The 16,641-nt window shown below is 65.8% G+C and carries 19 protein-coding genes and 1 pseudogene; 7 read left to right on the top strand and 13 right to left on the bottom strand.

Going from position 1 to position 16,641, the window contains the following annotated elements; all coding sequences use genetic code 11:
• Positions 1–39: 39 nt before the first annotated feature.
• On the bottom strand, positions 40–519 hold the full coding sequence (locus tag SKP52_RS22170; protein ID WP_228383748.1) for an NUDIX domain-containing protein: 480 nt from the start codon (positions 517–519) through the stop codon (positions 40–42).
• Positions 520–693: 174 nt separating this feature from the next.
• On the opposite strand from SKP52_RS22170, the gene SKP52_RS26570 reads away from it, so the two are divergent.
• From SKP52_RS26570 to SKP52_RS22180, 4 genes are all read left to right on the top strand, one after another.
• Positions 694–867: a hypothetical protein gene (locus SKP52_RS26570; RefSeq protein ID WP_156377268.1), complete on the top strand. Its 174-nt coding sequence runs from the start codon at positions 694–696 to the stop codon at positions 865–867.
• Positions 868–869: 2 nt separating this feature from the next.
• A complete protein-coding gene (locus tag SKP52_RS27295; RefSeq protein ID WP_267128009.1) occupies positions 870–998 on the top strand; it encodes a hypothetical protein in 129 nt (42 codons plus the stop codon).
• Between the two features lie 131 nt (positions 999–1,129).
• Positions 1,130–2,683: a flavin-containing monooxygenase gene (locus tag SKP52_RS22175; RefSeq protein WP_052208739.1), complete on the top strand. Its 1,554-nt coding sequence runs from the start codon at positions 1,130–1,132 to the stop codon at positions 2,681–2,683.
• Positions 2,684–2,756: 73 nt separating this feature from the next.
• Positions 2,757–3,209, top strand: a complete 453-nt coding sequence (locus tag SKP52_RS22180) for a potassium channel family protein (protein ID WP_039578868.1) — start codon at positions 2,757–2,759, stop codon at positions 3,207–3,209.
• A gap of 150 nt (positions 3,210–3,359) precedes the next feature.
• On the opposite strand, the pseudogene SKP52_RS25745 reads toward SKP52_RS22180, so the two are convergent.
• From SKP52_RS25745 to SKP52_RS22220, 8 genes and pseudogenes are all read right to left on the bottom strand, one after another.
• A pseudogene (locus tag SKP52_RS25745) lies at positions 3,360–4,172 on the bottom strand (ATP-grasp fold amidoligase family protein); the annotation flags it as partial.
• Between the two features lie 148 nt (positions 4,173–4,320).
• Complete coding sequence (locus SKP52_RS22190; RefSeq protein ID WP_052208742.1) at positions 4,321–5,052, bottom strand: VIT1/CCC1 transporter family protein; 732 nt, start codon at positions 5,050–5,052, stop codon at positions 4,321–4,323.
• Positions 5,049–5,423, bottom strand: a complete 375-nt coding sequence (locus SKP52_RS22195; RefSeq protein WP_039578874.1) for a SpoIIAA family protein — start codon at positions 5,421–5,423, stop codon at positions 5,049–5,051. The genes SKP52_RS22190 and SKP52_RS22195 overlap by 4 nt, the downstream gene beginning before the upstream one ends.
• Positions 5,411–5,968: a hypothetical protein gene (locus SKP52_RS22200; protein WP_039578876.1), complete on the bottom strand. Its 558-nt coding sequence runs from the start codon at positions 5,966–5,968 to the stop codon at positions 5,411–5,413. Before SKP52_RS22200 ends, SKP52_RS22195 begins: the two co-directional genes overlap by 13 nt.
• Positions 5,969–6,040: 72 nt before the next feature.
• The gene (locus SKP52_RS22205; protein ID WP_081997490.1) at positions 6,041–6,694 is read right to left on the bottom strand and encodes a hypothetical protein; all 654 of its coding nucleotides are present in this window, start codon (positions 6,692–6,694) and stop codon (positions 6,041–6,043) included.
• On the bottom strand, positions 6,691–7,758 hold the full coding sequence (locus SKP52_RS22210) for a zinc-dependent alcohol dehydrogenase family protein (RefSeq protein WP_039578879.1): 1,068 nt from the start codon (positions 7,756–7,758) through the stop codon (positions 6,691–6,693). The genes SKP52_RS22205 and SKP52_RS22210 overlap by 4 nt, the downstream gene beginning before the upstream one ends.
• A gap of 90 nt (positions 7,759–7,848) precedes the next feature.
• A complete protein-coding gene (locus SKP52_RS22215; RefSeq protein WP_039578882.1) occupies positions 7,849–9,465 on the bottom strand; it encodes an MBL fold metallo-hydrolase in 1,617 nt (538 codons plus the stop codon).
• A gap of 52 nt (positions 9,466–9,517) precedes the next feature.
• Positions 9,518–10,102 carry an NAD(P)H-dependent oxidoreductase gene (locus SKP52_RS22220; RefSeq protein ID WP_039578885.1) on the bottom strand — a complete coding sequence of 195 codons (585 nt, stop codon included), beginning with the start codon at positions 10,100–10,102 and terminating at the stop codon, positions 9,518–9,520.
• Positions 10,103–10,430: 328 nt separating this feature from the next.
• On the opposite strand from SKP52_RS22220, the gene SKP52_RS22225 reads away from it, so the two are divergent.
• The 3 genes from SKP52_RS22225 to SKP52_RS26690 all read left to right on the top strand — a co-directional run bounded on the left by SKP52_RS22225 (position 10,431) and on the right by SKP52_RS26690 (position 13,300).
• The gene (locus tag SKP52_RS22225) at positions 10,431–12,299 is read left to right on the top strand and encodes a PAS domain-containing sensor histidine kinase (protein WP_081997592.1); all 1,869 of its coding nucleotides are present in this window, start codon (positions 10,431–10,433) and stop codon (positions 12,297–12,299) included.
• On the top strand, positions 12,289–12,903 hold the full coding sequence (locus tag SKP52_RS22230; RefSeq protein ID WP_039582121.1) for a response regulator transcription factor: 615 nt from the start codon (positions 12,289–12,291) through the stop codon (positions 12,901–12,903). The genes SKP52_RS22225 and SKP52_RS22230 overlap by 11 nt, the downstream gene beginning before the upstream one ends.
• Before the next feature lie 73 nt (positions 12,904–12,976).
• Complete coding sequence (locus SKP52_RS26690) at positions 12,977–13,300, top strand: response regulator transcription factor (RefSeq protein ID WP_056369310.1); 324 nt, start codon at positions 12,977–12,979, stop codon at positions 13,298–13,300.
• Here the strand turns inward: SKP52_RS26690 and SKP52_RS22240 are convergent.
• The 4 genes from SKP52_RS22240 to SKP52_RS22255 are packed head-to-tail and all read right to left on the bottom strand — an operon-like array spanning position 13,297 to position 16,554.
• The gene (locus SKP52_RS22240; protein WP_052208748.1) at positions 13,297–14,616 is read right to left on the bottom strand and encodes an NRAMP family divalent metal transporter; all 1,320 of its coding nucleotides are present in this window, start codon (positions 14,614–14,616) and stop codon (positions 13,297–13,299) included. The genes SKP52_RS26690 and SKP52_RS22240 overlap by 4 nt on opposite strands.
• 60 nt (positions 14,617–14,676) lie before the next feature.
• Positions 14,677–15,954 (bottom strand): MgtC/SapB family protein, encoded by a 1,278-nt coding sequence (locus tag SKP52_RS22245; protein ID WP_039578887.1) that lies wholly within the window; start codon positions 15,952–15,954, stop codon positions 14,677–14,679.
• A 22-nt stretch (positions 15,955–15,976) separates the two neighbouring features.
• The gene (locus tag SKP52_RS22250) at positions 15,977–16,306 is read right to left on the bottom strand and encodes a TraR/DksA family transcriptional regulator (protein ID WP_039578889.1); all 330 of its coding nucleotides are present in this window, start codon (positions 16,304–16,306) and stop codon (positions 15,977–15,979) included.
• Positions 16,306–16,554 carry a YdcH family protein gene (locus tag SKP52_RS22255; RefSeq protein ID WP_039578893.1) on the bottom strand — a complete coding sequence of 83 codons (249 nt, stop codon included), beginning with the start codon at positions 16,552–16,554 and terminating at the stop codon, positions 16,306–16,308. The genes SKP52_RS22250 and SKP52_RS22255 overlap by 1 nt, the downstream gene beginning before the upstream one ends.
• Positions 16,555–16,641: the final 87 nt, after the last annotated feature.

Here is a 16,641-nt window from a genome sequence, read left to right on the forward strand (position 1 = left end):
TTTGCGGCCGTCCCAGAAACGGGGGCGGCCGCTTTTGTGTCAGTGTCTTAGGGCCAGATAATCGGCGAGCCGGTCGAGGAATGGCTGCTGGCTGGGAAGCATCATGGCCTCGGCCTCCGCGACCGTGAACCATTGCGCCGCCTCGATCTCTGGAAAAGACTGGCGCCGGCCGCTGCGCGGAGGCCACTCGATCTCGAAGCAATTGCTCACGATCGCGGCAGTGTCGAGATCCTGCTCGAGCGCGAAGCCTTCGACGATCTTTCCACCGGCCTGCCGGAGCCGCCCCATTGGAACGAGCGTCCCTTGCAACGCCGTGCCAAGCTCTTCTTGAGCTTCGCGCAAGGCCGCCGCCTCCGTGCTTTCGCCGGCTACAATATCTCCCTTCGGAATCTGCCAGGCACCACGATCGCGCCGGCGCCAATAGGGTCCGCCGGGATGGACGAGCAAGACCTCCAAGCTCCCGCCTATCAGCCGATAAAGCAATATCCCGGCGCTTCGAGCCGTCATCGGCCGCGGCATCGATCAGGTCTCCCAATCATCGCATCGACCTGCTGGGTCCGCGAGGTACCGCCGGGCAGGCATTGCAGAACGGTAACGCGTCCTTCGCGCCCCGGCCACATGCGGGATCTACGTATTTCGCGCCCTGCCCCTTTCGCCCAGTCTCTGGCCACGCTCAGGACGAAGGAGGACAATATGGATTTGCCTAATGTCGATAGGTCGCTTGCGAAGCTCGGCGTGCCGCGCCGGATGCGCAAGAAGATCGGCCGCGTTTCGCGATCGCCCAAGCTACGCGCGGCGGCGGCGCTCGTTCCGCTTCTCACCGCAGGCCTCCTCGCCGCGCGAAGATTTGCGCGCAAGGGATCCTGACGGTGGCGCCGTCGAACCCCGAAGACCCGATCGAGCGTAACCGCGAGCACGCGGGTGCGCTCGGGCTGTGGCTCGTCTACTTCGCCTTCGTCATTCTGGGGTCGGTCTGGTTCTTTCTCTTCCGGCTCTGACCGGCACTGCTGGCGCCTGGGCAGCACATCCTCGAACAGATGAGGGCGCCGGCCTGGTTGATCAAGGTCAATGACCTTTGATGATGCGGTGTTCATGCCGTTCCACGGATACAAGGAAAAGGGAGCTGTCGATGGCGGAAACCAGGAACCGAGCGGACCCAGGCCAGCCCCGTCCGATCCATGTCGATGTGCTGATCGTCGGTGCCGGCATCTCGGGCATCGGCTCGGCCTATCACCTCCAGCAGCAGTGTCCGGGCAAGAGTTACGCGATCCTCGAGGCAAAACCGACTTTTGGCGGGACATGGGAGACCCACAAATATCCCGGCGTGCGATCGGACTCGGACCTCTACACATTCGGCTATCGCTTCAAGCCCTGGGTCGGCGCGCCGATCGCCAGCGGCGCCGAAATCCTCAAATATATGGGCGAGGTGATCGAGGAGAACGAGATCGGCGTCCATATCCACTATGGCCATCGCATCACTGCCTGCCACTGGTCGAGCACCACCAATCGCTGGACGATCGAGGCCGTGCGCGCGTCGGATGGCGCGGCGGTCACCTTCACAGCCGGCTTCCTCTGGATGTGCCAAGGCTATTATGATCATGAGAAGCCCTACATCCCCGATTGGCCCGGCCTGTCGAATTATGAGGGGCAGTTCATCCATGCCCAGCTCTGGGACCCGGCGATCGATTATGCGGGCAAGCGCATACTCGTTATCGGCTCGGGCGCCACCGCGGCAACCATCGTGCCGGCCTTCGCCGAAAAGGCGGCGCATGTGACGATGCTCCAGCGTTCGCCGACCTATTTCTACTGCAGCGAGAACAGGAACGAACTTGCCGACCGGCTTCGCGAAGTCGGGATCGACGAGCCCACGGTCCATCGCGTCGTGCGGGCACAGATCATGCACGACCAGGATCTGATGACACGGCGGTGCCAATCCGAGCCCGACGCGGTGTTCGAGGATCTGAAAGCGCTGATCCGGGCTTATTCGGGCGATCCCGACTTCGTGTTCGAGCCCCATTTCACGCCGAAATACCGCCCGTGGCAGCAGCGCCTCGCCTTTTGCCCCGACGGCGACATCTTCAAGGCCGCTACGCAAGGGAAGCTGACGGTCGTCACCGATATGATCGATCACTTTACCGCGACGGGTGTCCGCACGGCCGGCGGCGAGGCGATTGAAGCCGACATCATCGTGGCGGCGACCGGATTCAATCTGTCGGTCATGGGCGGAATCCCGTTCGATATCGACGGCGCACCGGTCGATTGGGCGCAGACGATTACCTATCGCGGCATGATGATGACCGGCGTGCCCAACCTCACCTGGGTCATGGGCTATTTTCGCGCCAGCTGGACCCTCAGGGTCGATATGATGGGGGACTTCGTTTGCAACCTCCTCAACCATATGGAGGACATCGGTGCAAAAAGGGTCGAGGTCGCGCTGCGGCCTGAGGATGAGGGCATGCAGATCCTGCCATGGATCGAGGAAGATAATTTCAATCCGGGCTATCTGATGCGCGGTCTCGACGCGATGCCGCGCCGCGGCGACAAACCCGAATGGCGCCACAATCAGGATTATTGGGCGGAGAAGGACGCCTTCCCGCGGATCGACCTGCGCGGAGCGGAGTTCGTCTATGATGGTGAGCGCCCGGCGTTGTCGGCTCGCACCGGTACGGAAATCGCGGCCTGATGGCGCGGCCGCGCCGCAAGGCCGGCCGGGGGCATAGCTCCGCGATCGTGCAGCCGGCCGTCCGGAGCGGTTCGTGACGCTCGCCCATCAGCTCGGTCTCGCTACCCTCGTCGTCGGGATTACGGTCGTGGTGCATCTCGCCGGGTTGGCGCTGTTGCTTGCGATCCTGCGCCGCTACCGGCGTGCGTCGCGGCGCTATCTCGTCATTCTTCTCAACGGCGGCGCAATTCTCGTCGCCGCTTTCGGGCTGTTCGCGCTGCACTCGGCTGAAATCTGGATCTGGGCGGGAATTTATCAGCTCCTTAGCGCTTTCACGGACTTTGAGCATGCCCTGTATTTCTCGACGTCAACCTATGTCACCATAGGCTATGGCGACATCGTCCTGCCCCCGGGACTGCGCATCCTCGGCGCGATCGAGGGCGCGAGCGGGATCATCCTGATCGGCTGGTCGACGGCCTTCTTTTTCTCGATCGTCGATCGCATGAAACTCCTCGAACGCAGTTTCGATACCGATCATGGCCGATGACGGGGCGACGACCGGGCCGCGGCATGGCTGCTCGGTCACGAATTTCAAAGGGTCTGACGGCGCCGCATTTCTCGCCATCGCGGAGAGCCAGAGCGCCCCGAGTTCAAAATCGATCCAGTCCGCGGCAAAGGGGTCGAGCCCGGAACCCGGATAGAGACAATATTCCCCGAAATAGGGCCGGCCCCCGACGTCGTAAAAGTCGACGCGAAGAAAGTTCATGTCGCCGGCTAGCGCCTCGGCTGCCTCCAGCATCGCGGCCAGTGAGGGCGGCGGTGGCGGTTCGTCCGCGGCCCTGACGAGCTGCCGCCAGCTGCGGTCGTGAAGGATCCATCGATGCCGACGGCCGCGCCCGAGATGGACCTGGACATGCGTCGCGACACCCCCGAACACATATATCTTATAGTCGATCGGCAGCGGAAGCGCGCCGCCAAGCAGTGGTTCGGCGAGGATGCCGCGCGGAACGTCGTGATAGGCCCACTCGTCGAGCCAGCGCCCATAGGGCCTGCGCTGCCAGCGGCGCGCGATTCTGCGCAGTTGCTGCCATCGTTCACAGTCGGGTACCGCGGTGACGACACGATATTGGTTGCAGCCGTGACGCGACTTGATAATCGCGGGGACTGGAAACAGGATAAGCCGGGGCAGGGCCGTGCCTTGCCAGATGGTCGGCACGATCCACTCCTCACCCAGCTGCGCTCCCGCAAGGCGCTTCGCCGCTATTTTGTCCATCATCTGGGTCTGGATCGGGGACCGGTCGGTCAGCTTTCTAAGCTGCACAAGTTCGGTGAAGCGGGCGGGATGGTCCCAGGCGACGCGGCGCCCATGGCGCCAAGCATAGAGAAGGCCGACGCGCTGCGCAGCAAGCGGAAATACCCGATCAGGGCCGAAGTCCGTTGGTGCGGGGGCAACTGCCGCGGTCATGGCGCCTTTGCTCCATAATGACCGCCGATGCCCAGGTTCTCGCATGCCTGTAGATTGGCGGAGGCGGCCGGGAGCCGCGAATGTTTCGTTAGTTCGGCCGCGGCCACCATGAAGCAGGAAACCGCGCCAGAGCGAAAAGGCTGCCTCTGCCGATCATTTGTTCGAGGATCGGGGCCGGGCCCGCCCACGACCGTCAGACAGCCGTGCCCACCAGCCGGCCGATTCCGGCAGTGATGGCCATCGCAAGCGCGCCCCAGAATATGACACGTGCAACCGGACGGGCAGGCGCCGCGCCGCCTGCCAACGCGCCCAGCCATCCCAGCGCGGCGAGGAACAGGAGCGACCCGAGAGCTTCGAGCGCAACGATCCGCGTCGTCGGCGCCAGGGCCGCGACAAGGAGCGGTAGCGACGCGCCGGCGGTGAAGGTGGCAGCAGATGCCAGCGCCGCGGTGACCGGGCGCGCCGCCGTCATGTCGGTGATATGGAGTTCGTCGCGGGCATGCGTCGCGAGCGCGTCGAACGCGGTCATCTGGCTGACCACGATGCGCGCGGTTTCCGGATCGAGGCCGCGGCTTTCATATATGCCGGCCAGCTCATCGCGTTCGGCAGCGGGGTCGCTCGCCAGTTCTCTCTTTTCGCGCGCAAGGTCCGACTGCTCGGTATCGGCCTGCGAACTGACCGACACATATTCGCCTGCCGCCATCGACATGGCGCCGGCAACGAGGCCGGCAATTCCCGAAACCAGTATCGATTGATGGGTGGCGCCGGACGCCGCGACACCGATAATGAGGCTTGCGGTCGACACGATCCCGTCGTTGGCGCCGAGCACGGCTGCCCGCAGCCATCCCGTCCGCGATACGAGATGGGCTTCGCGGTGATCGCCGCGCGCAGACGGCCAGGGACCCAGCGGGAGGGTGCCCGTCATCCGTCGTGCCCTTCGACCCACATCAGGGCCGCGCCGCGATCTTCGGGCTTGAACACCCGATAGCTGATGTGCGGCAGAAGCGCGCTTTCGATCCGCGTGAGGGCCCGGATCCATAGTTGGTCGGCGACGACCGCGACGCGTCCGAACCGGTCGAGCTTTGCGAAAAGCGGTGCGGCCCGCGCGATATGCGCGGCCAGCCCGCTGATCTCGATACCGTCGATCGACCGCGTCTCGGCATAGACATGCACAGTCTCGTTCGCCGCCATCGCGGTGTCGAGCCGGTCCATGATCGAGGCCAGATCCTCTCCCGTAATCTTGCCGTCGACACGGACGGCGAGCACATCATCCTTCGTGTGGATCATTTCGAACATGTCGGGGCCTTTCCGGTAACGCTCGCCAGCATCGCCGCGACGGCGAGCAGGTCGAGCGTGAGACTTTGCGCCGCGGGGAGGATCGAGGCGAACGGCCAGGCGAACCCGATCGCGAGCGATACCATCATGCTGACCGCGCCCGAGAGATAGAGCCAGCCGCGGCCGGCATGGTTGCGGGCGAGCGCGAGCGTCAGCCGCGCCGCCGCGCCAACCGCGAGCACGCCAGCCATCGCCATCGCGGTATGATAGCCGCCGAGCAGCGGATCGACGAACAGGATGATCGCCTGAACCAGGCAGGCGAGCGCGCTTGCGAGCCAGAGCCGACGATCCAGCCGGTCATCGCAGGTCGCCGCCATGCGGCCCTGGACGATCGCGGCGAACAGCATCGCGGCAACGAGCATATAGATGGCTGCGATCGTCTCGAGGAAAGTGCGTGACAGGATGAACAGGATGAGAAGGCATGCCGCCACGCCGATCTCGAGGACCGAGATTTCTTTCCAGAGGCTGCTCCGCACCGGGCGGCCGGGCGCATTGGTCGCAATCATAGTCGTCTCCTTTGCGGAAATGGCGTCGGGAGCAGGCATAACGCAGCGCTGGAAGCGCCGCATTGCGGGATTCTACGGACTCGTCCGTTCCTGCGCTTCCGCCTGCCGCGCCGCGGCGGCGCGCTCCGCGGAGCTGTCGTCGCCATCCGCGCTCAGCAACGCGCGGAACGCGGCAAGGCGCGTCCGATACCCCTCGGCATCGCCAAATTCGAGAAATTCATAATAGCGCTGGTGCGGGTCGCTGATCCTGAGCGCATGCTTGATCGGGCACCAATATTGCTCGGTCCGGCTTCCGATCTCGCGGGCGTAGGCAATGACGCCATTGGCGTAGGCGCAATAGGCGCAGTTCAGCGCTTCGACCCAGTTGAGATAGGCGAGGCGCCCCCGGTCGAACGCGATATAGTCGCGCCGCTCGACGCGGGCGATCCCATAGGCGCGAAAGCAGATGGCCTGGTAGAAGCTGATCCAGATATCGAGGAGGAGCAGCGGAAGCAGCATCGAGTAGATGACGGGCGCGCTGATCACGGCGCCGAAGGACGAGCGGGCGAAAAAAGCGCGGACGCTGGTCTTGAGTTTCCGTTGTTCGATCACGATGCCGCGCTCGAATTCGACAAGCCGGTCATGGACCCGCACGCCGAGCGCCCTGCGCCGATGTTCGATCTCGCGATCGAGTTCGGCCTGCAGATCGACGATGGTCCGCGCGATCTCGTGCATGCGCTGCGTCACGCGGCGGATCTCGCCGCGCGTGGATCGGCCGCTTCGATGATGACCTTGAGCGCCTTCGTTTCGGCGGCCCGGGAGAAGACGTCATAAGCGTCCATCATGTCGGCCATCGCAAAATGGTGGGTGACAAGCTGTTCGGGGTCTAATTGTTTCGCCTCGACCATCCGCAGCAGCTGCGGCGTCGAGACGGTGTCGACCAATCGCGTCGTGATCGTGATGTTGTGGGACCACAGGCGCTCGAGGTGCAGGTCGGCCTTGGCGCCATGCACGCCGACATTCGCAATCGTTCCTCCGGCTGCGACGAGCAGCTGGCAAAGTTCGAAGGTGGCGGCGATGCCGACCGCCTCGATCACCGTGTCGGCGCCGCGCGCGCCCGTCATCTCCATCAGCGCCGCCGCGGCGTCGCGCGTGCCGCTGTTGATCGTGTCGCTGGCGCCGAACCGGCGTGCGACAGCGAGGCGTGCCTCGTCCAGATCGATCATGATGATACGGGCGGGCGAGAAGAGCTGTGCGGTGAGCAGCGCGGCGAGGCCGATCGGCCCCGCGCCGACGATCGCCACGGTCGACCCCGGGGCGACCTTGCCGTTGAGTACGCCGCATTCGAAGCCGGTCGGGAGGATGTCGCTGAGCATGACAAGCGCATCCTCGTCGGCCTGCTCGGGGATGGCATAGAGGCTCGTGTCGGCATGCGGGATGCGAACATATTCGGCCTGGGTGCCATCGATGATGTTGCCGAGGATCCACCCGCCCGTCGCGCAATGCGATTGCATGCCCCGGCGGCAATATTCGCAGCGCCCGCACGCGGTGATACAGCTGATCAGAACATGATCGCCGGGCGCGAAAGCCGTCACGCCCGCCCCGATGCTGTCGACGATGCCCACGCCCTCATGCCCGAGGATGCGCCCCGGCTCGCAGCTGGGGACATCGCCTTTGAGAATGTGAAGGTCGGTGCCGCAAATGGTCGTCTTGGTGATGCGCACGATCGCGTCGCCAGTATCCTGCACCTGGGGGACGGGCCGCTCCTCGACGGCCTTCAGGCCGGGGCCGTTATAGACGAGGGCTTTCATGCGAAGTCTCCTTTTGTGGGTGGAAGGCGTCTGGACCTTTGCCTTGGACGGCCTCGATCGCATCGGCACCGCCGGATGCGAGGTTTTTGCCTATGCCGCACGGCGGCGCCGTTTCTGTTCGGAGCGCGCCGCCTCATAGCCGGCGAGCACGCGTCGCATATCGTCGAGCGCCCTGCGGCGACCTTTCTCGCTGCGGATATGGGCGAGGTTGTGCTTCAGATTGGCGGCGAAATCGGCATAGTCATTCTGCCAGTCGTCGCCCGCGAGTTGGGTAAGATCGACGCGTCCGGTCTGGATTCGCTTGGGCGGTGCTCCCGGGGTGAGCGCGAAGCTCTCGCCGATCGCGGGAGCGACGACGGCGAGGCCCGGCGTTTCGGATTGGACTAGGAAGCGAAGCGCTTCGATCGCTTCGCTCTCGCCATGGTCGAGAAAAAGTCCGCCGCGGATCGGATGACGTTCGCGAATCCAGGCCGCGAGCTCGTCCCGGTCGGCATGCGCCGAATAGCTCTCGATGCGCCGTACGGCGGCGCGAACATTGATGTCCTTGCCCGAAACCCGCACGCGCTCAGCCCCGTCGAGAATGACCCGCCCGAGCGATCCGCGCGCCTGGAAACCGACGAACAAGATCGTCGACTGGCGCCGATGCAGATTATGCTCGAGATGGTGGCGGATGCGCCCGCCCTCGCACATGCCCGAGGCAGCGAGAATGATGGCGCCCGACACGCTGTTGAGGCGGATCGATTCGGCGACATCCTCGACATAGCGGATCGAGGGGTGACGGAAGATGTCGCTGCCCGCGACATCCTCGAGCTCGGCCGCGTGCGCCGCGAAGACTTTCGTTGCCCGGCTCGCAAGGGGGGAGTCGACGAAGATGGGGACGTTCGGGATGCGGTTCGCCTCGGCGAGGCGGGCGAGGTCGAGCAGCAGCTCCTGCGTCCGCTCGAGCGCGAACGTCGGGATGATGAGATTGCCGCCGCGCGCGAGCGCGGCCTTCACTTCGGTTTCGAGGAGCTGACGGCGGTCCTCGATCGTCAGTTTCGGCCGCGGCCGGTCGCCATAGGTCGATTCGCATATGATGAAGTCCATGCCCGTGGGCGCATCGGGATCGCTCTGGAATGCCTTGTTGTCGGGTCCAAGATCGCCCGAGAAGAGCAGGCGAACCCCGCCCGCCTCAAGCTCGACCGAGGCCGACCCCAGAATATGCCCGGCATTCCACAGCCGCGCCTTGAAGCCCGGTGCGGGCTCGAACCAGGTCCCAAGCTCGGCAGGCCGCGTCAGGCGCCACGCGCGCAGTCCATCGGCCTCGGTGTAGAGCGGCTCGAACATCTTTTCGCCCGCGCGGTCGTAGCGGCGGTTCCGCCGCGCGGTGTCGCTTTCCTGGATTCGGCCGGCGTCGGCGAGCATATATTCGAGTAGGTCGGCGGTCGGCGCGGTACACCAGACGCCGCCACGATATCCTTCTTTCGCCAGCTTCGGCAACAATCCGCAATGATCGATATGAGCATGGGTAAGAAGGACCGCGTCGATCGTACCGACGTCGAACCCGAAGGCGCCGTGATTAAGCGTCTCGAGGCTTCGCGATCCCTGGAACAGCCCGCAATCGATCAGAATCCTTCGCTGTCCGAGCGTGAGTTCCATGCACGAGCCGGTGACCGTGCCCGCGGCCCCATGAAAGGCGATCTTCAGCTGCGTTTCGGGGTCGGCCATGACAAACTCTCTTTCGTTCGCAGGTGGAAGGGGACGCGGCCTTGCATCGCGCTCAGCGCGCGGCCGCGCCATATTCGGTCATTGTCTCGAGCCACGTCGTGCGGTGCTTGGCATCGCCCTCGACATTGCCGACGATGCTTCGCTCGGTGGGCGTGATGCCGACAAAGCCCAAAATGTTGCGCTCGAGGCTGCGCAGGCTGTGCGCGCGAAAATAGACACGGTAAAAGAGCGCGGGCATCCCCATCGTCACGACGATATGCGCCGTCCGGCCCTTGAGGCGCTTTTCGGGCAAACCCTTCGCCTTGGGCTGAAAGGCGAAGCCGGGACGCATCACCTGTTCGAAGAAGCCCTTGAGGCGGGCGGGCAGGTCGCCGAGCCAGAGCGGGTAGAAGATCGCCAGATGTTCGGCCCAGGCAATATCGTCCTGCGCCTCGGCGATCGCGGGCGGCAGCGGACCCTCTTCCCACTCGGCGCGACTTTCGAGCAGGTCGAACGCGAGGCCCGCGACGGCGATGCGGCGGACGTCATGACCCGCCGCCAGCGCCGCCGCCGCATAGGCGTCGGCGAGCGCATGGACGAACCGCCCCGGATCGGGGTCGGGGTGTCGGTCGATGAGCGTGATCCGTCTGGCCTTCATGGCGAATTCCTAAAGGTGCGCGCGATGGCGCGGCCGGAACGGACCACCGCGCCGGGCCGAGCTGGACGGATGGGCGAGGTGCGGCGATCCGCCCGCCGCTTTTGGGATCGCGGACGCATTCCTCCTATCCGTAGTTTCCCGCATGGTCCCGCCGCGCGCACGGCCTTAGCGAAGCGGCATGCCCCTTAAGGATCAATACGGATCGCCCACGCAGCGAGCGTTTCGCTCTCGCCCGAAAATCGCTATGGATGGCGGCCGGGGGAAGGCGCACCTTCAGGATGGCGGCGCCTTTTTTGCAGCGCGGGCGGAGGCCGCGCGGTCGATGTCGATGTTGCAACGCTCTTTCGCGGCGCGTCTCGCCTGCGCGCTGGCTCTCGTCGCCGCCGCCGGGCTGCTGCGCTATGCGCTTGAGCCCTGGCTTGCCGACAATGCACCCTTCCTGCTGTTCGCGCCCGCGATTCTCGCCGCCGCCGTCCTCGCCGGACCGCTTGCGGCATCGATCGCGACCGGTCCCGCTCTGCTTCTCGGCCTCTATTTTGCCGGCTATCGCGGCGACGGGACCTATAATCTGGTCGAGGCCGCGGTCTTCCTGCTCACGGCGGCCGGCATCGTTGCGCTGTCGCAGGCTTTCGAGCGGATGCGCAAGCGCATGCACGAAAGCGACCGCCACGCCGCACGGCGCGATGCCGAGGCGGCGCTCGTTGCCGAGGAGCTCAATCTGCTGATCGACGGCGCGCAAGGCCACGCCATCTATCTGCTCGACGCCGAGGGCCGGATCACGATCTGGAACAAGGGCGCCGAGCGCCTCAAGGGGTGGTGCGAAGACGAGGTCGTCGGCAAGGAATCGGCGATCTTCTATCCGCCCGACGCGGTTGCCGCGGGCAGGCCCGCCGAGGATCTCGCGACGGCCGTGCGCGAGGGCCGCCTCGAGACCGAAGACTGGCGCGTGCGCAAGGATGGCTCGGAGTTTCTCGCCGACGTCTCGATCACGGCGCTTCGCAACGATGACGGAAGCCTTCGCGGCTTTGCCAAGATCGTCTCGGACATCACGGGGCGCCGCGCATCCGAGGAAGCTTTGCGATCGCAGCAGAGCCATCTCCGCTCGATCCTGTCGACGGTGCCCGATGCGATGGTCGTGATCGACGATCAGGGGCTGATCGTCTCGTTCAGTGCTGCCGCAGAGCGCCTGTTCGGCTATCAGGAAGCCGAACTGCTTGGCGTCAATGTCAGCCGGCTTATGCCCTCGCCTGATCGCGAACGCCACGACGCCTATATTCGCCGCTTCCTCGAAACCGGCGAGAAACGCATCATCGGGATCGGGCGGGTGGTGTTCGCCGAGCGCAAGAACGGCTCGACCTTTCCGATGGAATTGTCGATCGGCGAGGCGTCGAGCGACAGCCATCCGCTCTTCACCGGCTTCATTCGCGATCTCACCGAGCGCCAGCGGACCGAGGCGCGGCTCGAATCGCTCCAGTCCGAACTGATCCACGTCTCGCGCGTGAGCGCGATGGGGACGATGGCCTCGACGCTTGCGCACGAGCTCAACCAGCCGCTCACCGCCGTCGCCAATTATGTCGAGGCCATTCGCGACCTGCTCGCCGATCCCGATCCTGCCGATATGCCGATGGTTCGCGATGCGCTCGACGATACGGCGAAGGAGGCGCTGCGCGCCGGTCATATCGTCCGGCGCCTGCGCGATTTCGTGGCGCGCGGCGAGGTGGAGAAAACGATCGAGAAACTGCCGTTGCTCATCAACGAGGCGGCGGTTCTGGGGCTGATGGGCGCGCGCGAGAAGAGCGTCGAGCCCCGTTTCGACCTCGATCCCTATGCGTCGCCGGTGCTCGTCGACAAGGTCCAGATCCAGCAGGTATTGATCAACCTCATTCGCAACGCCGTTGAAGCGATGGCCGACAGCCCGGTGCGGCAGCTGACCGTCACGAGCCGTCCCGACCAGCGCGGCTTTGTCCGGGTGATCGTCGCCGATACCGGCCCGGGGGTCACCCCCGAGGTCGCGGAGCAACTCTTCACGGCGTTCGTCAGCACCAAGGCCGAGGGCATGGGCCTCGGCCTCTCGATCTGCCGGACAATCGTCGAAGCCAATGGCGGCCGCATCTGGATGGAAAAGCGCCCCGGCGGCGGGACCGAGTTTCATTTCACGCTGGTGAGCGCGAAAGCGGAGGAAGATGATGTCGGATAGAAAGCTTGTGCATATCGTCGACGATGAGGAGGCGATCCGGCGCTCGGCGAGCTTCATGCTCAAGACTTCGGGCTATGCCGTCGAGACCTGGGCCAATGGCATCGCTTTCCTGAAGGAAATCCGGCACGTCTCCGAAGGCTGCATCCTGCTCGATGTGCGTATGCCCGAAATGGACGGGCTCGAGGTCCAGCAGGCGCTGCTCGAGCGCGGCGTTACCATGCCGGTGATCGTGCTGACCGGCCATGCCGACGTCTCGATCGCGGTGCGCGCGATGAAGGCCGGCGCGGTCGATTTTCTGGAGAAGCCTTTCGAAAAGGCGGTGCTGATCGGCTCGATCGAGACGGCTTTCGCTCGCATGGCCGCCGCTGGGCGGGCCGCAGCGCGCGCCGCCGAAGCCGAGGTGGTTCTCGCCATCCTCACCCCGCGCGAGCGCGAGGTCCTCGAAGGCCTCGCGCAGGGGCTGCCCAACAAGACGATCGCCTATGATCTCGGCATCTCGCCGCGCACGGTCGAGGTCCACCGTGCCAACCTCATGGCGAAGCTCGACGTCCGCAGCCTCTCGGACGCCCTCCGGCTCGCTTTCGCGGCCGGACTCGGCGCGTGACATCTGCGGACATTACGTAACGACCCGATGCTGCGTCCCCGATAGACTTTTGTCCTTCGGAAGGATGCACCGCATGACCACAGGCCGCGGCGAATACCCCATGGCATCAACGCGCCGCTCGGCGTCGGCCGCTGCCGCACGGCAGCGGGGTACCGCGCCTCCGGTCGATCTGCTGACGCATCGCGAGATGGAGGTCGCTGCCGGGCTGGTGCGCGGGCTCACGAACAAGCAGATCGGGCAGGAGCTCGGCATCAGCCACCGCACCGTCGAAATCCATCGCGCGCGCCTGATGCGCAAGCTCGGCGCCGCAACGCTTGCCGGGCTTCTCGGCATCGTCCTGCCGCAGCGCGACCGGATCGACGCGCTGATCGCCGAACAGGCAAGCGCGCGAGCCTAGACCTGTCCCGCGACGAGGAAGAAAAAGAAGAGCAGGGTGGCCGCTGCCATCACCGCAGTCGCCGCCCAGCCCGACCAGAGCTGCCGCCGCGAAATACGGAGGCGCCCCATCGCGCGCGGATTGCGCGCAATCAGCATCATCACGACCATCAGCGGCGCGGCGAGCACGCCATTGACGACCGCGGCCCAGTAAAGCGCGCGCGCCGGGTCGATCCCGATCGCCGAGAGCGAGGCCCCCGCGAGTGTCGTCGCGGCGATCGTGCCGTAGAAGAGCCGGGCGGAGAGCGGCTTGGCGTCAAGGCTGCCCGCCATTCCCGCCATCTCGGTCACCGCATAGGCGGCCGATCCCGCCAGCACGGGAACTGCGAGAAGGCCGGTGCCGATGATCCCGAGCGCGAACATCGCGAAGGCGAACGCCCCCGCGACCGGGCGCAGCGCTTCTGCCGCCTGCGCCGAGGTGGCGATGTCGCGCACCCCCTCCGCATGCAGCGTCGCCGCGGTCGCGAAGACGATCGCGAGCGAGATTAACGTGCTGAGCGCCATGCCGGTCAGCGTGTCGATACGGATGCGCTTCAGTTCGGGACCCGCCGCCGCCGGCGTCAAACACAGCGGTTTTGCATGATGGCGATGCTGTTCCTCGATTTCCTGGCTCGCCTGCCAGAAGAAGAGATAGGGGCTGATCGTCGTGCCGAGGATCGCGACGAAGGCGGTCGCATAGGCGGCGTTGAGCTCGATGTCCGGGACCACCATCGCGCCCAGCGCCCGGCTCCAGGGCACATGGACGACGCACAGCACCGCCACATAGGTGAAGAGGGTGAGCGTTGTCCATTTGAGGATCGCGGCATAGCGCGGATAGCTGAGGCCGACCTCGAGGACGATGCTGAGGATGCCGAACAGCAAGGTGTAGAGCCCGGCATTGCCGCCGGCGAGCAGCGCCAGCGCCGCCCCCATGGCGCCGAGATCGGCGCCGAGGTTGATGATGTTCGCCACCAGCAGGAGCGACACCATCGACCACAGCAGCGGGCGGGGATAATGCCGCCGCAGATTGCGGGCGATCCCCGCTCCGGTGACCCGCCCGATCTCGGCGGCGATGCCCTGGATCGCGACCATCAACGGGAAGCTGAGCACGAAGGTCCAGGACAGGCGATAGCCGAAGGCCGCGCCGATCTGGCTATGCGTCCCGATCCCGCTCGGGTCGTCGTCGGCGGCGCCGGCGATCAGGCCCGGACCGAGTGCGCGAAGAAATTCTCTCGGGCTCGGCCTGGCCTCCGCTGATGCGGCGAGAGCCCTTGCGTCCTCGTCACTTGTAATCGGCATGAATGCCCCTTCTTTTCGGTAACTTTCGCGCTCGCGAGGGCGATGATCGGCATTCCGGCTTCAGAAGAGAAGGATCGGAACCAGCGTGAGGCTCGCCGCGACACTGAGGACGAGCGGCAGCGCAAGTTTCCACCCCTTCCGCCAGCCGGCGATCGCCACGGCGGTCGCGCCCTTGAACAAGGTGTTGGCAAGGACCGGCGCGACGATCACGATCGTCGCGAGCTGGCCTTTGAGCAGACCCTGGGGAAGCGAGCCCACGGCGATGATCGCGGAGTCGACGTCGGCCAGTCCCGAGAGCGCGATGACGAGCGCGAGGCCGCGTTCGCCGACCAGCGCCATCGTCCAGCGGGCGGCCACCGTCAGCAGCATGACGAGCAACATCAGGCCGATCGCCGGCGCGAGGCGGAACGGGTTCTTGAGGTCGACGGGGCGGTCGCTGGCACTGGCGTCGCGGCGGCTGCGCAACGCAAAGAAAATGGCTCCGCCGCTCACTAGCGCCGCGGGCGCGGCGATCCAGGCGAATCCGGGCATGGCCGCCGGCGCCAGCACCGCGGTCAGGATCGCCGCGCGGATCAGCATCACCGCCGACGCGGCGCCGATCCCGGCGATCGCCATCGCTTCGCTTTCCTCGCCGTCGCGCACGCGCATCGCGAGCGCCGCGGTGACCGCGGTCGAGGAGACCATTGCGCCGGTCGCGGCCATGACAAGTGTGCCGCGCGAGGCCCCGAAGCGCTTCGCTGCAATATAGCCGAGAAAAGAGAAGCCCGAGACGAAGACGACGACCAGCCAGAGCTGGCGCGGGTTCCAGGCGTCATAAGGGCCGAAGCTCTGGTCGGGCAGCAAGGGCAGGATGGCGAGCGCGATGAGCGCGAAGCGGATGATCGCCCCGACCTCGACATCGCTGAGCCCCGCGACCCAGCGATGCAGCTCGTCGCGGAGCGCGAGCACCATCGTCATGGCAACGGCAACCACTGCCGCCATCTCGGGTCGGCCGCTCGCGGCGAGATAACCGCAGCTGAGCGTGATGAGCGCGGCGAGGCTCGTCGTCCCGCTGAGCTGGTCGGGCGGTCGCGCGCTCTTCGCATAGCCGATGAGGATGAGGATCGCCGCGGCGCCGGAGACGATCGCCGCAATCGCCGGGGCCTGGGCTGCCGCCGCCGCCGCCATGCCGCCCGCGAGGCCGAACAGGGCAAAGGTCCGCACGCCGGCGAAGCGGCTGCCCGCCGCCTCGTTGCGCAGGCTCCAGCCGCGCTGGACGCCGACGAGCAGCCCGAGGAGGAGCGCGAGCCCAAGTCCGGCGAGCCCTTCGAGTCCAGCGCTTGATAGTGCGTCGGTCATGGTGCGCGTCCGGCGCCGCCGCTCAGCCGCCGCGCTCGCGCTCGCAAGCGATGCAGTGCGTCGCGGTCGGCAGGGCCGCAAGGCGCGCGGCATCGATCGGCGTGCCGCACGAGGTGCAGAGGCCATAATAACCGGCATCGAGTCGCGCGATCGCGTGCCGGATCGCTATTATCTCCGCAGCTGCGGCGCGCTGCTGCGCGTCGAGCGCTTCGTCATCCTCACGTTCGATCGCCTGCTCGGCCGAATCGTCGTCGAGCGGGGCGCTCTGTTCGCCTTCCACCCGCTCGACCTGCGCGGCCAGCCGATCGAGTCGCGCGACGAGGTCGGCGCGAATCTTGGCCAGATTGTGCATCACGCCGCCTCCTCGTGCGCGATGAGCGCGGCGATCTCGTCCAGGATGAACAGGCGCTTCTTCTTCAGCGTCTCCAGCTCGTCGTCGGGCACAGCGGCAAGGCAGGCATCGAAGCGCTGAATCTGGCTCGAAAGGTCATGATGATCTTCGGCGAGCTTACGGAAATGGGCGTTGTCGAGCTTGAGCGCATGGAGCGTCGGCCCATGCTCGGGAAACAGCGTGTGAAGGTCGTGGCCGGCTTCGCTCATCTTCGGTCCTTTCGTCGCGGATTTGTCTCGCCGGATTGCGCCGGGACGCGGCGCCTGTCGTTACGCAATAGCCCTTACGCGCGGCGC

Origin of the sequence: Sphingopyxis fribergensis (assembly GCF_000803645.1) — a bacterium.
Classification (GTDB): domain Bacteria; phylum Pseudomonadota; class Alphaproteobacteria; order Sphingomonadales; family Sphingomonadaceae; genus Sphingopyxis; species Sphingopyxis fribergensis.

Bases quoted from the DNA above. Each gene is read 5' to 3' on its own strand.
- SKP52_RS22240 (WP_052208748.1), bottom strand. From the start codon at position 14,616: ATGCCGATTACAAGTGACGAGGACGCAAGGGCTCTCGCCGCATCAGCG.
- SKP52_RS22170 (WP_228383748.1), bottom strand. From the start codon at position 519: ATGCCGCGGCCGATGACGGCTCGAAGCGCCGGGATATTGCTTTATCGG.
- SKP52_RS22230 (WP_039582121.1), top strand. From the start codon at position 12,289: ATGTCGGATAGAAAGCTTGTGCATATCGTCGACGATGAGGAGGCGATC.
- SKP52_RS22250 (WP_039578889.1), bottom strand. From the start codon at position 16,306: ATGCACAATCTGGCCAAGATTCGCGCCGACCTCGTCGCGCGACTCGAT.
- SKP52_RS26570 (WP_156377268.1), top strand. From the start codon at position 694: ATGGATTTGCCTAATGTCGATAGGTCGCTTGCGAAGCTCGGCGTGCCG.
- SKP52_RS22255 (WP_039578893.1), bottom strand. From the start codon at position 16,554: ATGAGCGAAGCCGGCCACGACCTTCACACGCTGTTTCCCGAGCATGGG.
- SKP52_RS22210 (WP_039578879.1), bottom strand. From the start codon at position 7,758: ATGAAAGCCCTCGTCTATAACGGCCCCGGCCTGAAGGCCGTCGAGGAG.
- SKP52_RS26690 (WP_056369310.1), top strand. From the start codon at position 12,977: ATGACCACAGGCCGCGGCGAATACCCCATGGCATCAACGCGCCGCTCG.
- SKP52_RS22245 (WP_039578887.1), bottom strand. From the start codon at position 15,954: ATGACCGACGCACTATCAAGCGCTGGACTCGAAGGGCTCGCCGGACTT.
- SKP52_RS22215 (WP_039578882.1), bottom strand. From the start codon at position 9,465: ATGGCCGACCCCGAAACGCAGCTGAAGATCGCCTTTCATGGGGCCGCG.
- SKP52_RS22220 (WP_039578885.1), bottom strand. From the start codon at position 10,102: ATGAAGGCCAGACGGATCACGCTCATCGACCGACACCCCGACCCCGAT.
- SKP52_RS22225 (WP_081997592.1), top strand. From the start codon at position 10,431: ATGTTGCAACGCTCTTTCGCGGCGCGTCTCGCCTGCGCGCTGGCTCTC.
- SKP52_RS22175 (WP_052208739.1), top strand. From the start codon at position 1,130: ATGGCGGAAACCAGGAACCGAGCGGACCCAGGCCAGCCCCGTCCGATC.
- SKP52_RS22195 (WP_039578874.1), bottom strand. From the start codon at position 5,423: ATGTTCGAAATGATCCACACGAAGGATGATGTGCTCGCCGTCCGTGTC.
- SKP52_RS22200 (WP_039578876.1), bottom strand. From the start codon at position 5,968: ATGATTGCGACCAATGCGCCCGGCCGCCCGGTGCGGAGCAGCCTCTGG.
- SKP52_RS22190 (WP_052208742.1), bottom strand. From the start codon at position 5,052: ATGACGGGCACCCTCCCGCTGGGTCCCTGGCCGTCTGCGCGCGGCGAT.